General features: G+C 66.3%; 15 protein-coding genes. All 15 read left to right on the top strand.

Translation table 11 applies throughout. The features are described 5' to 3' along the window. Window positions 1–9: 9 nt before the first annotated feature. The 15 genes from narJ (at window position 10) to HFRIS_RS15160 (ending at window position 11,893) form a co-directional block, all read left to right on the top strand. Entirely contained in the window at window positions 10–738 is a 729-nt protein-coding gene (narJ, locus tag HFRIS_RS15230; protein WP_006464290.1) for a nitrate reductase molybdenum cofactor assembly chaperone, read from the top strand. Further along, window positions 735–1,418 carry a respiratory nitrate reductase subunit gamma gene (gene narI / locus HFRIS_RS15225; protein WP_006464289.1) on the top strand — a complete coding sequence of 228 codons (684 nt, stop codon included), beginning with the start codon at window positions 735–737 and terminating at the stop codon, window positions 1,416–1,418. Before narJ ends, narI begins: the two co-directional genes overlap by 4 nt. A 15-nt stretch (window positions 1,419–1,433) precedes the next feature. Next, window positions 1,434–2,180, top strand: coding sequence for a peptidylprolyl isomerase (locus HFRIS_RS15220; RefSeq protein WP_006464288.1), 747 nt, complete (start codon window positions 1,434–1,436; stop codon window positions 2,178–2,180). A gap of 9 nt (window positions 2,181–2,189) precedes the next feature. Then, window positions 2,190–3,209 carry a GTP 3',8-cyclase MoaA gene (gene moaA / locus HFRIS_RS15215; RefSeq protein ID WP_006464287.1) on the top strand — a complete coding sequence of 340 codons (1,020 nt, stop codon included), beginning with the start codon at window positions 2,190–2,192 and terminating at the stop codon, window positions 3,207–3,209. Between the two features lie 126 nt (window positions 3,210–3,335). Beyond that, window positions 3,336–5,276 (top strand): type IV pili methyl-accepting chemotaxis transducer N-terminal domain-containing protein, encoded by a 1,941-nt coding sequence (locus tag HFRIS_RS15210; RefSeq protein ID WP_006464286.1) that lies wholly within the window; start codon window positions 3,336–3,338, stop codon window positions 5,274–5,276. Between the two features lie 36 nt (window positions 5,277–5,312). After that, complete coding sequence (locus HFRIS_RS15205) at window positions 5,313–5,975, top strand: response regulator (protein ID WP_006464285.1); 663 nt, start codon at window positions 5,313–5,315, stop codon at window positions 5,973–5,975. Window positions 5,976–6,057: 82 nt separating this feature from the next. Continuing rightward, window positions 6,058–6,279, top strand: a complete 222-nt coding sequence (locus tag HFRIS_RS15200; protein ID WP_006464284.1) for an RNA-binding S4 domain-containing protein — start codon at window positions 6,058–6,060, stop codon at window positions 6,277–6,279. Beyond that, window positions 6,276–6,893: a DUF924 family protein gene (locus tag HFRIS_RS15195; protein WP_006464283.1), complete on the top strand. Its 618-nt coding sequence runs from the start codon at window positions 6,276–6,278 to the stop codon at window positions 6,891–6,893. Before HFRIS_RS15200 ends, HFRIS_RS15195 begins: the two co-directional genes overlap by 4 nt. A 90-nt stretch (window positions 6,894–6,983) precedes the next feature. Then, window positions 6,984–7,517: a type IV pilus modification protein PilV gene (pilV, locus tag HFRIS_RS15190; RefSeq protein WP_039875961.1), complete on the top strand. Its 534-nt coding sequence runs from the start codon at window positions 6,984–6,986 to the stop codon at window positions 7,515–7,517. Between the two features lie 2 nt (window positions 7,518–7,519). Then, window positions 7,520–8,416 carry a PilW family protein gene (locus tag HFRIS_RS15185; RefSeq protein ID WP_006464281.1) on the top strand — a complete coding sequence of 299 codons (897 nt, stop codon included), beginning with the start codon at window positions 7,520–7,522 and terminating at the stop codon, window positions 8,414–8,416. Further along, window positions 8,413–9,078 (top strand): pilus assembly PilX family protein, encoded by a 666-nt coding sequence (locus tag HFRIS_RS15180; protein WP_006464280.1) that lies wholly within the window; start codon window positions 8,413–8,415, stop codon window positions 9,076–9,078. Before HFRIS_RS15185 ends, HFRIS_RS15180 begins: the two co-directional genes overlap by 4 nt. Window position 9,079: 1 nt before the next feature. Continuing rightward, window positions 9,080–9,535 (top strand): type IV pilin protein, encoded by a 456-nt coding sequence (locus HFRIS_RS15175; protein WP_006464279.1) that lies wholly within the window; start codon window positions 9,080–9,082, stop codon window positions 9,533–9,535. After that, window positions 9,532–10,026 carry a GspH/FimT family pseudopilin gene (locus HFRIS_RS15170; protein ID WP_244436307.1) on the top strand — a complete coding sequence of 165 codons (495 nt, stop codon included), beginning with the start codon at window positions 9,532–9,534 and terminating at the stop codon, window positions 10,024–10,026. Before HFRIS_RS15175 ends, HFRIS_RS15170 begins: the two co-directional genes overlap by 4 nt. A 93-nt stretch (window positions 10,027–10,119) precedes the next feature. Next, on the top strand, window positions 10,120–11,241 hold the full coding sequence (gene ribD, locus HFRIS_RS15165) for a bifunctional diaminohydroxyphosphoribosylaminopyrimidine deaminase/5-amino-6-(5-phosphoribosylamino)uracil reductase RibD (RefSeq protein WP_006464277.1): 1,122 nt from the start codon (window positions 10,120–10,122) through the stop codon (window positions 11,239–11,241). Between the two features lie 34 nt (window positions 11,242–11,275). Continuing rightward, window positions 11,276–11,893 (top strand): riboflavin synthase, encoded by a 618-nt coding sequence (locus HFRIS_RS15160; protein ID WP_006464276.1) that lies wholly within the window; start codon window positions 11,276–11,278, stop codon window positions 11,891–11,893. Window positions 11,894–11,948 lie beyond the last annotated feature (55 nt).

Genomic DNA, 11,948 nt, shown 5'->3' with positions numbered 1-11,948 from the left:
GCCCCTGTCATGACTTCCCACGTCAATCACGCGGCCGGCAGCGGCACGATCTACCGCGTCGTCTCGGCGCTGATGAGTTATCCCCAGCCCGAACTGATCGCAGCACTGCCCGAGATCGAACAGGCCCTGCAGGGCGAGGCGGCGCTAGCGGATGCCTTGCCGGCGCTACAACCGTTGCTGCACCACCTGCAATCCGTCCCGCTGCTCACCCTGCAGGAAAACTACGTCGATACCTTCGACCGCAGTGCCGCGCTGTCGCTGCACCTGTTCGAACACATCCACGGCGAAAGCCGCGACCGCGGCCAGGCCATGGTCGATCTGCTGGAGGAATACCGTAGCCAGGGCCTGGAGCCGGCCACCAGCGAGTTGCCGGACTATGTGCCGCTGTTCCTGGAATTCCTGAGCCTGCTGTCGCAGGACAGGGCCGCCCTGCTGCTGGGCGAGGCGATCCATGTGCTGGCCGCCATCGGCCAGCGCCTGCAGCGCCGGGACAGCCCCTACGCCGCGCCCTTGCTGTTGCTGACCCGGCTCACCGAGGTCGTGCCACGCGAGCAGGACGATCCACCAGTGCGCGACATGGACGAGGCCATGGAAGTCTTCGGTCCCGGTGCCGACGGCGTGGAACCCCTGCTCAAACCCGGGCCGGGCGGCGTGCAGCCGTTGCATTTCCATCCCCGGCAGCATGCCCGCTCCGCCGTACCGTCCGCCACCCAATCCGCTCCCGGGAGACCAGCATGAGCTACCTGCACCAATTCCTCTACGGCATCTACCCCTACATCGCCCTGGCAGTGTTCCTGCTGGGTAGCCTGCTGCGCTTCGAGCGCGAGCAGTACACCTGGAAGAGTGACTCCTCGCAACTGCTGCATGCCGGCCGCCTGCGACTGGGCAATATCCTGTTCCACGTCGGCGTGCTGGGATTGTTCTTCGGTCATCTGGTGGGCTTGCTCACGCCGGTGGCGGTATGGGATGCCGTGGGCGTGAGCCACGGTTTCAAGCAACTGGTCGCCATGGCGGCCGGTGGCGTGTTCGGCACGCTCTGCCTGCTGGGACTGGCGATCCTGATCCATCGCCGCCTGACGGACGCGCGCATCGCCGCCGTCACCCGCCCCTCCGACAAGCTCCTGCTGCTGTGGCTGCTGGTCACGCTGTGCCTGGGCCTGTCCACCATCGCCGAATCGGCCCAGCACCGCGACGGCCACATGATGGTGTTGCTGATGACCTGGGCGCAGCACATCGTCACCTTCCGGGGCGACGCCGCCGGCTTCATCGAAGGTGCGCCGCTGCTGTTCAAGCTGCACCTGTTCATGGGGCTGACGCTGTTCGTGATCTTCCCCTTCACGCGGCTGGTGCATGTGTGGAGCGGCTTTGCCTCCATCACCTACCTGAGCCGGGCCTGGCAACTGGTGCGGCCGCGTTGAGCGAGGAGAACCAGGATGCCTGTCACCGTCAATGAATACGAACTGAGCGACGCCGAGATGGCCAAGGAACTGGCCGCCCGCGATGCCGATGACCAGGACCTGCAGTCGGCCATGACCACCCTGGTGCTGCGCCGGCTGCTGCTGGAGGAAGCGCAGCGCCTGCAGCTGCAGAGTGAGGACGACGATGCGCGTATCGAGCTCCTGCTGCAGCGCCAGGTCAGCGTCCCGCAGGCCGGCGAAGAAGAATGCCGACGCCAGTACCAGGCCACGCCTGAACGTTTCATCATCGGGGCGCTGGCGGAAGTGAACCATATCCTGTTCCAGGTCACCCCGGAGGTCGATCTGGCGGCCCTGCGCCTGCGCGCAGAGTCGGTACTGGAGGGCTTGCTGGCGCAACCGGAGGACTTCGCCACACAGGCGGCCACGCTCTCCAACTGCCCCTCCGGCGCACAGGGCGGCAGCCTGGGGCAGATCGCCCGGGGCGCCTGCGTGCAGGAATTCGAACGGGCCGTCTTCGCCGCCACACCACAGGGCATCATCCCGCGCCTGGTGGAGACCCGCTTCGGCCTGCACATCGTCCAGGTGGGGCGCAAGCTGGACGGCACACGCCTGCCCTTCGAGGCGGTGCGCGAAAACATCGCCCAGGCCCTGCAACGCGCCGCCCATGACCAAGCCATGCGTCACTACCTGCAGCAACTGGTGGGCGCTGCCCGCATCACTGGCGTGCAACTTCCCGGCATGACATCGCCGCTGCTGCAATAAGGAGCCTGCATGTCCTCGCCCGTCCCGTCACCCGTCCCATCTCCCGGCCGCCCGGCCCTGCTGGACCGCTTCGGGCGGCGCATCGACTACCTGCGGCTGTCGGTCACCGACCGCTGCGACCTGCGTTGCAGCTATTGCATGCCAAAGGGGTTTTCCGGTTTCGAGGAGCCGGCCAACTGGCTCGACTTCGACGAGATCACGCGCGTGATCGCCGCCTTCGCCCGACTCGGCGTGGGGCGCATACGGCTCACCGGCGGCGAACCGCTGATGCGTCGCAAGCTGTCCACGCTGGCCGCGCAATTGTCGGCCCTGCCGGGGGTGGAGGAACTGTCGCTGTCCACCAACGCCACGCAGATGCACAAGCACGCAAGAGCGCTGCGGGCGGCCGGCGTGCGGCGCATCAACGTCAGCCTGGATAGCCTGGATCGCGCCTGCGCGGCGCAGATCACCGGGCGCGACAGCCTGCAGAGCGTCATGGCGGGACTGGCCGCCGCCAGGGATGCCGGATTTGCGCCCATCAAGGTCAACATGGTGGTACTGCGCGGCGTCAATGAACACGAGGTGCCACGCATGGCGGAGTTCTGTTTCGCGCAGGGTTTCATCCTGCGCCTGATCGAAGCCATGCCCATGGGCGAGACCGGTCGCAACAGCGGTGTCGTCGCGCTTGGTCCGCTGCGCGATGCACTGGTGGCCCGCTTCGACCTGCAGCCCCTGGCCACCGAGCTGGGCGGTGGCCCGGCGCGCTACTGGGGCAGCGCCGATGGTCGCTGCACGCTAGGTTTCATCACACCCATGAGCCAGCACTTCTGCGCCACCTGCAACCGCGTGCGGCTCTCGGTGGACGGCACGCTCTACCTCTGCCTGGGACAGGAGGCGCGCCTGGAACTGCGTCCGCTGCTGCGCGCCGGCATCGATGATGGCGGGCTGGAGGAGGCGATCCGCCTGGCCATCGAACTCAAGCCGGAACGCCATGAATTCAGTCAGGCACCGCACAGAATCATCCGCTTCATGTCGCAGACCGGCGGCTAGGGCGCCAGGACCGGCAAATCCTGCACGATCTGCACGATCTGCACAAAGATTGACCTGGACCCGGTGTTTTGGTCCCGCCAACGGCCTAGACTGCCGCTTCCCTGGCTAGCCCTGGAACCTTCCATCATGCCCTCTCCCACCCTGGCCCTGCTCCCCAACCCGCTGCCGCCCCACAAGCGCCTGACCTTCCGCATCCTGCTGATGACCCTGGTAGGACTAGGCCTGACGATGACGGCCATCGGCTATACCCTGCTGCTGTCCTGGCAACTGGAGGGCGGCGGCACCGTCATCAACGAGGCCGGCAGCCTGCGCATGCGCTCCTACGAGCTGGGCCTGGCGATGGAAACCGGCCACGAGCGTTCCGACCTCCAGCACCACATCGAACGCTTCAGCCAGATCCTGACACTGGTGCAGACCGGGCAGGCGGGGGAACCCAGCTTCGTGCCGGCCACCGGTCCCATTCACGAACAGCTGCTGCACGTGCAAGATCAATGGCAGCAGCGCATGCAGGTCCATGCCCGCACCGTGCTGGAAGCGGACGACCCGGTACTGCGCCAGCAGGCGCTGGATCGCTACCTGCAGGAGCTGCCCGACTTCGTGGGCGACATCAACCTGCTGGTGGCCTATGTGGAAGCAGACCTCACCGGCAAGACCACCTGGCTGCGGCTGTGCCAGACGGCGCTGATCTTCCTCGCGCTGGCGGCCAGCATCGCGGTGCTGTATCTGCTCTACCTGTGGATCGTCGGCCCGGTGCGGCGCATGCAGGCGGGCATTGCACGCATGTCGCAAAACGACCTGGACGTGCGGCTGGCGGTGGAGAGTGAAGACGAGTTCGGCCAACTGGCCCAGGCCTTCAACCAGATGGCCGATCATGTACAAGGCGTGCACCGCACGCTGGCAGAGCGCGTGGCCGAAAAGACCGCCCGCCTGCGCGAGCAGAACGAAGAAGTCGGCACGCTCTACGAGATCACCGACTTCCTCTCGGGCGCGCATACCATCGAAGCCCTGTGCGATGGTTTCCTCAAACGCATCATGCAGCGCATGCAGGCCGATGGCGGCACGGTGCGCATCCTCGACGAGCGCGGCAATCTCTATCTCACGGTGCAGGACGGCATCTCGGACAAGATCATCGATGAGGAACGTTGCATCAAGGTCGATGACTGCCTGTGCGGCGCAGCTACCCGGCAGGGGGTGATCCTGGTACGCGATTTCCGCGAACTCGATGCACAGCGGCGCTACCGCTGCCAGGAAGAAGGCGCGCTGTCGCTGGGCATCTTCCAGATCCTGGTGCGGGAACAGGCCATCGGCAGTTTCTCCCTGCATTTCCTGCAGGAGCGCAGCATCGACGGCGACGAGCGCCGCCTCCTGGAAACCCTGGGCCGCCACCTCGGCGCGGCCATCGAGAACCAGCGCCTGATCGCCCGCGAAAAGGAATTCGCCATCGCCCACGAACGCAACCTGATGGCCCAGGGCCTGCATGACAGCATTGCCCAGGGACTGAACTTCCTCAACCTGCAGGTGCAGATGCTGGAGGATTCGCTGGCGCGCGAGAACCTGGCCGAAATCCGCGAGATCGCGCCCATGCTGCGCACCGGCGTGCAGGAAAACTATGAAGACGTGCGCGAACTTCTGCTCAACTTCCGCAGCCGCCTGCAGGACAGCAGCCTCGACTCCGAAATGCGCAAGTCGCTCGACAAGCTGCAGCGCCAGACCGGCCTGCAAGGCGCCATCACCATCAGCGGCGACGGTCCGCCGCTGGCGCCGGAACAGCAGTTGCAGGTGCTGTTCATCCTGCAGGAGGCACTGTCCAATATCCGCAAGCATGCCCAGGCCAACCGGGTGGACATCGCCGTCACCAACGGCCGCGACTTCTGCCTGACGGTGCGCGACGACGGTCACGGCTTCCAGCTCGACAAGGCCAGCGTCAAGGGCGCCGACCACGTGGGTCTGCGCATCATGCAGGAACGCGCCGACCGCCTGGGCGCGCAACTGCAGATCGACAGCCGGCCCGATGAAGGTACCTGCGTCACCATCCGCCTGATGCGCCAGGAACGCCTCGTGGCCTGAAGCCATCCCAGAATCTTTGCAAGGAACCGCCCCACCATGCCCACGCCCATCCGCATCCTGCTCGTCGATGATCACACCCTGTTTCGCAGCGGCGTACGCCTGCTGCTGCAACGCCATCCCGAATTCGAGGTCGTCGGCGAGGCCGTCGATGGTCTGGACGGCGTCAAGCGGGCGCGCCAGCTGCAGCCCGATGTGGTGCTGATGGACCTGAACATGCCCGGCCTGTCGGGTCTGGAAGCGATGCAGCTGATCGTGGAAGACCTGCCCGACACGGCTGTGCTGATGCTCTCCGTCTCGGAAGAAGCCGACGACCTCAGCACCGCCCTGCACAATGGCGCCGCCGGCTACCTGCTCAAGAACATCGAGGCCGAGTATCTGGTGCAGGCCATCAAGCGCGCCGCTGCCGGCGAACCGGTGATCTCGGAGGCGATGACGGCCAAGCTGGTGATGCAGTTCCGCGCCGCCCACCAGACACCGGCCCCGGTGACGGCCGCCCGCGACAGGCTGACCGCCCGCGAACGCGAGACCATGGCCTGCGTGGCCCGTGGCGAGAGCAACAAGGAAATCGCCCGCACCCTGGACGTAGCCGAGAGCACGGTGAAGATCCATGTCCAGAACATCCTCAAGAAACTGAAGCTTTCCAGCCGGGTACAGATTGCGGTGTATGCTGTGGAACACGGTCTGGACAAAACGCCCTGAGCGGCGTACCTTACCGCTCCCTGTTTCATTCCCCTGGCCGCACGTCCGCTCCGCCCGGGGCTGCGCTCCCGAAAGAAAGCATATGCAAAAGATCACCTTCCCGCTGCAGGGCCATCCCCATGTCGAACTGAACCAGCTGCTCAAACTCTGCGGCCTGTGCGACAGCGGCGGTGCCGGCAAGCAACTGGTGGCCGAAGGCCACGTGCGGGTCGATGGCAAGCCCGAAAGCCGCAAGACCTGCAAGATCACGGTCGGCCAGAAAGTCAGCCTGGGTGATGTGCAGATCACCGTGATCGCCGAATGAAGAGCGCCACGCAGGTCGGGGAAGTGCTGGACTTCTGGTTCGGCGAAGGCTGGGAGGCCATGCCGGCACATCAGGTGGCCGAACGCCAGAAGAAGCTCTGGTGGAGCAAGAACCCGGACATCGACGCCCAGTGTCGCAGCCGCTTCGAAGCGCTGGTGCAGCAGGCTGCAGCCAATGCGCTGGATGACTGGACCGAGGATGCGCATTCCATGCTGGCGCTGATCCTGCTGCTGGACCAGATGCCGAGGAATATCTACCGCGACACCCCACAGGCCTTCGCCTTCGATGAACTGGCACGCCAGTGCACGCATCTGGCGCTGGCCATGGGGCTGGACCAGGAACTGCCGCCGCTGGCACGGGTATTTCTCTACCTGCCGCTGGAACATGCGGAAGACCTGGATGACCAGCAATACGTGGTGCAACTGATGACGGCCCTGGCCAAATCCGCCAGCGGCGAGGACAAGGCGGCCTTCGACGGCTATGCCGACTATGCGCGACGCCATCTTGCGGTGATCGAGCGCTTCGGCCGCTTCCCCCATCGCAACCGCATCCTTGGGCGGGATTCCACCGCCGAGGAAACGCAATTCCTGACGCAACCCGGCTCATCCTTCTGAAGTTTTCGATAGCGGGCCACTGAAAACGCTTCCCGGTGGAAGCACCCGGGCGTTTTCCCTACACTCGCGGCTTTCTTTTCGGATGGCCGCATGCAAACCCGTTGCGCAGGTTTCTCGATGATGGAAGTGCTGGTGGCCATGCTGGTCATCGGCACCGGCGCGCTGGCCCTGGTGATGCTGCAAATGCATGCCCTGCGCAGCAGCGCCGAGAGCGCCCAGCACGCCGCCGCCACGCTGCTGGCGCAGGAGTTGGCCGAACTGCGGGCGGCCACCCTGCCTACTTCCTTCACATCGTCCACCCCGGGCGCGACCGATCCTTACCTGTTTTCCTTCACCGCCGGCCGGGCCCCGCCAGCCCGCGCTGATTGCGACCTCGCCCCCTGTTCCCCTGCCGCCTTCGCCAACGCCGCCATCGCCGACTGGGCCGCGCGGCTGACGCGCGAACTCCCGGAAGCCCGGGCCACGGTCTGCCGCGATGCCCACCCGACGCCGCAGGACCAATGGTCCTGTGAAGAGGCCGCCACAGCGCCTGTGGTACTCAAGCTGGGCTGGCGCCGCAGCGCGGTGGCGGCCACTGCCACGCCGTTACGCGCCCCCTTGCTGACGCTGGTGCTGGGGCGCTGACCATGATGACCAGGCAGGTTCGCCGGCAGCGTCATCGGCAAGATGGCCTGACCCTGATCGAACTGATGATCTCCCTGGCCGTGGGCCTGCTGGTGGTGCTGGCAGCCGGTGTGATGTTGCAGCAGGCACGCAGCGTCTACCAGGACATCGACGACCACGGACGCGTGCAGGAAACCGGCCGGCTGGCGCTGGAACACCTGCAGCAGGCCCTGCAACAGGCCGGACACCTGCCCTGGGAAAACCTCGCCGACGACGCCATGCCCACCCGCCAAGGACTGCGCGGACTGGACGACAGCCGCCAGGCCGAGCTGCTGGACCCGGCCACCGGCAGGTTCGGCAGCAGCAGCGGTGACGGCGTCAACCACAGCGACCTGCTGATGCTGGGCTTCTTCGGCGCGCCGCGTGGCAGCCGCAGCGAGGTGGTCAACTGCAGTGGCGCCGAGGCCCCGGTCGGGCCGCTGCAGGAAGCGGCCCGCAGCTGGGTCATCTACTACATCGCGCCCGGCACCGGTGGTGAGGCGGAATTGCGCTGTCGCTACCAGGGCAAGAACGGCAACTGGACCTCCGACGCCATCGCACGCGGCGTGGAGGCCATGCAACTGCGCTACGCCATCGACAGCGATGACGACGGTGCACCGGACCGCTGGCTGGATGCCTCGGCCATGCCCGCCGATGGCTGGCAACGGGTCATGCTGGTCCGCATCGCCCTGCTGGTGCGTGGCACCCAGCGTCGACCGGCAGCGGATGATGCGCCGGCGCGCAGCTTCGACCTGTTCCCGCCCGGTCGCCATACCGACCCTGGCTGGCGCATCACCGAAGAGGACGGCGAGCAGCGGCGACGAACCGTCTTCCGCACCACCGTGATGCTGCGCAACCTGAGCACCGGAGCAATGCGATGAATATCCACTGGCCCCTGATGCGCCTGCAGACCGGACATCCATGCCGCCACCAGCGCGGCGCCACGCTGATGATCGCGCTCATGCTGCTGAGCCTGCTCCTGTTGCTGGGTGCGGCCACCACCTCGCTGCTGCTATTGGATGAACGCGCCGCCCGCAATCACCGCGATCACGCCCAGGCCCGGCTGGCGGCAGAGGCCACGCTGGAAGACGCCTGCGACGACATCGCCCGGGTCCGGCGCATCGATCCCGCCATGTTCGCATCCCCGCTGGAGTGCCGCACCGATGCAGACGGGCTAGGGCTGTGCCTGGGCCACCCCGAACGCAGTGGCTGGCTGCCGGCACAAATGGTGGGCGCCCGTGCTACGGCGGCGGCCTATGGCCAGTTCACCGGACGCCGCTTGCCCAACAGCCAGGGCAGCACCTCCCCTCGCTATCTGATCGAAAGCCTGCCCGGGACCGCCGGCAGCCCTGCCCCGGGGATGCCGGCAACGGCACCGGCGCCGGTCTATCGCCTCAGCGCCGTGGGTTACGGCCGCAACGGTGCCATGGTCGCGCTGCAGGCCGTGGTGCGCCTGTCGGATGGCGAGGCATCTGCCGCATCCGCAGCCTCGGGCTGCCGCTGGCTGGCCTGGCGCACCCTTTATCTACCTTCACATGAATGACATGAAACCTCTGCCTCGTCACCTCAAAACGCCGTCATACGGCTTCACCCTGCTGGAAATCATGATCGTGCTCGCCATCGTGGTGATACTGGGCGGCATGGGCTGGAACGGCTATCGCCACATCATCCAGAAGGCAGGCCGCTCCGAAGGCCGCGCCGCCCTGCTGCAGCTGCTGCTGCAAGAGGAGCGCCACTTTTCCCACCAGCACCGTTACCAGGGCTTCACGGCGGGTAGCGGCACGGGCGGTTTCAAGTGGTATTCCGGCGCCACACCCGAGACCAGCGCCTATGCGCTCTCGGCCCGCGCCTGCGACGGCGAAACGCTGTCCACCTGCGTGCTGCTCAAGGCCAGCCCGGGCGCGGAAGGCGTCAATCGCAACTATGGCGACACCGAGTGCGGTGCCCTCTATCTGGACAGCCGGGGCGGTCGCCGCGCCGATGGCAAGGATTGCTGGTGAGACCCGCTCAGCCACACGGGCGTCACCGAGGGTTCACGCTCATCGAACTGATGGTGGTCCTGCTGATCGCCGGGCTGGTATTGGCAGCCGGCGTACCGGCGCTGCAGAACCTGTCCAATGAACAGCAACTGGTGACGGCCGCCAACGAGTTCTTCCACAGCGTCCAGCTGACCCGCTCCGAAGCCCTGCGCCATGGCCGCCGCGCCGAGATGCGACCGGTCGCCGGCGACGACTGGCACAGCGGCTGGGAAATCATGGTCGGCGAGCACGTCGTCTCGCGCCGGCAGGCCCTGGCCAGCACCATCTCGGTGGCCTACACCACGGGCGGCGAACTGGTGGCCTACCAGCCTGGCGGCCAGCCAGTGACGCGGGGCAGCTGGTATTTCAGCCATGACGGGCAGGAGCGGGTGGTGGTGATCAATTTCCTGGGAAGAGTACGCGTCTGCACCCCCGGGCGGGATCCCCAATGCAGCAAGGCCGGCAATGAGTGAGGCCTGCGCCGGCGCAAGGACGGCCGCACAAAGCCGTGTATATTGACGGGCATCCGGCCCGCCGCACGGCGGCCTCCTCCGTTTGCCCAAGCCATGACTCCTACAGAAGACCCGCTCTACCAGTTCGACATCGAGAATGACCAGCAAGCCATGGCCCTGGCCCTGATCCAGGCCGGCTTCGGCATGCTCGACACCACCCCCAACCCCCGTGTGGGTTGCGTCATCGTCAAGGACCGCCGCGTCATCGGCGCCGGCTTCACCCAGCCGCCTGGCGGCAATCACGCCGAAATCCAGGCCATGGCCGATGCCGCCACACGCGGGGCCGATATACGCGATGCGACCGTCTACGTCACCCTGGAACCCTGCAGCCACTTCGGCCGCACCCCACCCTGCGCCGACGCCCTGATCCGTGCCGGCGTGGGCCGCGTGGTGGCCGCCATCGCCGACCCCAACCCGCTGGTGGCAGGGCAGGGCCTGGCACGCCTGCAGGCAGCCGGCATCGAGGTGGCCTGCGGCATGCTGGAAGAGGATGCCCGCGACATCAACATCGGCTTCCTGCGCCGCATGCGCACCGGCCGCCCCTGGGTCCGCATGAAGAGCGCTGCCAGCCTGGACGGCAAGACCGCCCTGCACAATGGCGTGAGCCAGTGGATCACCAGCCAGGCCGCGCGTGACGACGGCCACATCTGGCGCGCCCGCGCCTGCGCCATCATGGCCGGCATCGGCACCATCCAGAAGGACGATGCGCAACTGAACGTGCGCGCCATCGACACCCCGCGCCAGCCGCGCCGCATCGTGGTGGACAGCAAGCTGATCGTCTCGCCCGAGGCACGCGTGATCCAGGGCGGCAACACCTGGGTCTTCACCGCCACCGACGACCGCGAAAAGCGCGCCGCGCTGGAAGCCGAAGGCGCCGAAGTGATCCTGCTGGCCAATGCCGAAGGCAAGGTCGACCTCGACGGCCTGCTGCGCGAACTGGGCCAGCGCCAGATCAACGAACTGCACGTGGAAGCCGGCGCCAAGCTCAACGGCGCCCTGATCCGCGCAGGCTGCGTGGATGAATTGCTGGTCTACCTGGCCCCCGCGCTGATCGGCGAAGGCCGCAACATGTTCGAGCTGCCACCGCTGGAAGACCTGTCGGGCAAGATCGGCATCCGCTTCCATGAGGTCAAGCAGGTCGGGCCGGATTTGCGTATCCTTGCACGTTTCGAATAATCGACTTCCCACTTTTTTGCATCAGGATCGCACCATGTTCACAGGTATCGTCGCCGCCGTCGGCACCATCACTTCCGTCACCCCCCTGGCCACCGGCCCCGATGCCGGTGTGCGCCTCACCATCGATGCCGGCGCGCTGCCCATGGGCGACGTCGGCCTGGGCGATTCCATCGCCCTCAACGGCGCCTGCATGACCGTGGTCGAAAAGACCGCCACCGGCTTCACCGTGGATGTCTCCCGCGAAAGCCTGCGCCTGACCGCCGGCCTGGACGCCCCCGGCGAAGTCAACCTGGAAAAGGCCCTGACCCTGGCCGAGCGCCTGGGCGGCCATCTGGTCTCCGGCCATGTCGACGGCCTGGGCCAGGTGCACTCCTTCGAACCGGTGGGCGAATCCCGCGAACTGATCGTCGATGCCCCCAAGGCGCTGGGCAAGTACCTGGCCTACAAGGGATCGATCGTGGTCAACGGCGTGTCGCTGACGGTGAACCGGGTCGAGGACCTGACCGATGCCTGCCGTTTCTCGATCAACCTGATCCCGCACACGGTGGAAGTGACCACCCTCAAGCATCTGAAGGCGGGGAGCAAGGTCAATCTGGAGATTGACCTGATTGCGCGGTATGTGGAGCGGATGCTCAGCACGTCTCAAAAGTAACAAATATTTTGAAATCAGGGCAGCGAGGCTTAGGTTATATATGGGGATTCGATAC

This window comes from Herbaspirillum frisingense GSF30 (assembly GCF_000300975.2).
In the GTDB taxonomy this organism is placed as follows: Bacteria; Pseudomonadota; Gammaproteobacteria; order Burkholderiales; family Burkholderiaceae_D; genus Herbaspirillum; species Herbaspirillum frisingense.
Note: the sequence above shows the minus strand (reverse complement) of the source record. Positions and strands in the feature narration are given on the sequence as shown.

Bases quoted from the DNA above. Each gene is read 5' to 3' on its own strand.
- narJ (WP_006464290.1), top strand. From the start codon at position 10: ATGACTTCCCACGTCAATCACGCGGCCGGCAGCGGCACGATCTACCGC.
- narI (WP_006464289.1), top strand. From the start codon at position 735: ATGAGCTACCTGCACCAATTCCTCTACGGCATCTACCCCTACATCGCC.
- HFRIS_RS15220 (WP_006464288.1), top strand. From the start codon at position 1,434: ATGCCTGTCACCGTCAATGAATACGAACTGAGCGACGCCGAGATGGCC.
- moaA (WP_006464287.1), top strand. From the start codon at position 2,190: ATGTCCTCGCCCGTCCCGTCACCCGTCCCATCTCCCGGCCGCCCGGCC.
- HFRIS_RS15210 (WP_006464286.1), top strand. From the start codon at position 3,336: ATGCCCTCTCCCACCCTGGCCCTGCTCCCCAACCCGCTGCCGCCCCAC.
- HFRIS_RS15205 (WP_006464285.1), top strand. From the start codon at position 5,313: ATGCCCACGCCCATCCGCATCCTGCTCGTCGATGATCACACCCTGTTT.
- HFRIS_RS15200 (WP_006464284.1), top strand. From the start codon at position 6,058: ATGCAAAAGATCACCTTCCCGCTGCAGGGCCATCCCCATGTCGAACTG.
- HFRIS_RS15195 (WP_006464283.1), top strand. From the start codon at position 6,276: ATGAAGAGCGCCACGCAGGTCGGGGAAGTGCTGGACTTCTGGTTCGGC.
- pilV (WP_039875961.1), top strand. From the start codon at position 6,984: ATGCAAACCCGTTGCGCAGGTTTCTCGATGATGGAAGTGCTGGTGGCC.
- HFRIS_RS15185 (WP_006464281.1), top strand. From the start codon at position 7,520: ATGATGACCAGGCAGGTTCGCCGGCAGCGTCATCGGCAAGATGGCCTG.
- HFRIS_RS15180 (WP_006464280.1), top strand. From the start codon at position 8,413: ATGAATATCCACTGGCCCCTGATGCGCCTGCAGACCGGACATCCATGC.
- HFRIS_RS15175 (WP_006464279.1), top strand. From the start codon at position 9,080: ATGAAACCTCTGCCTCGTCACCTCAAAACGCCGTCATACGGCTTCACC.
- ribD (WP_006464277.1), top strand. From the start codon at position 10,120: ATGACTCCTACAGAAGACCCGCTCTACCAGTTCGACATCGAGAATGAC.
- HFRIS_RS15160 (WP_006464276.1), top strand. From the start codon at position 11,276: ATGTTCACAGGTATCGTCGCCGCCGTCGGCACCATCACTTCCGTCACC.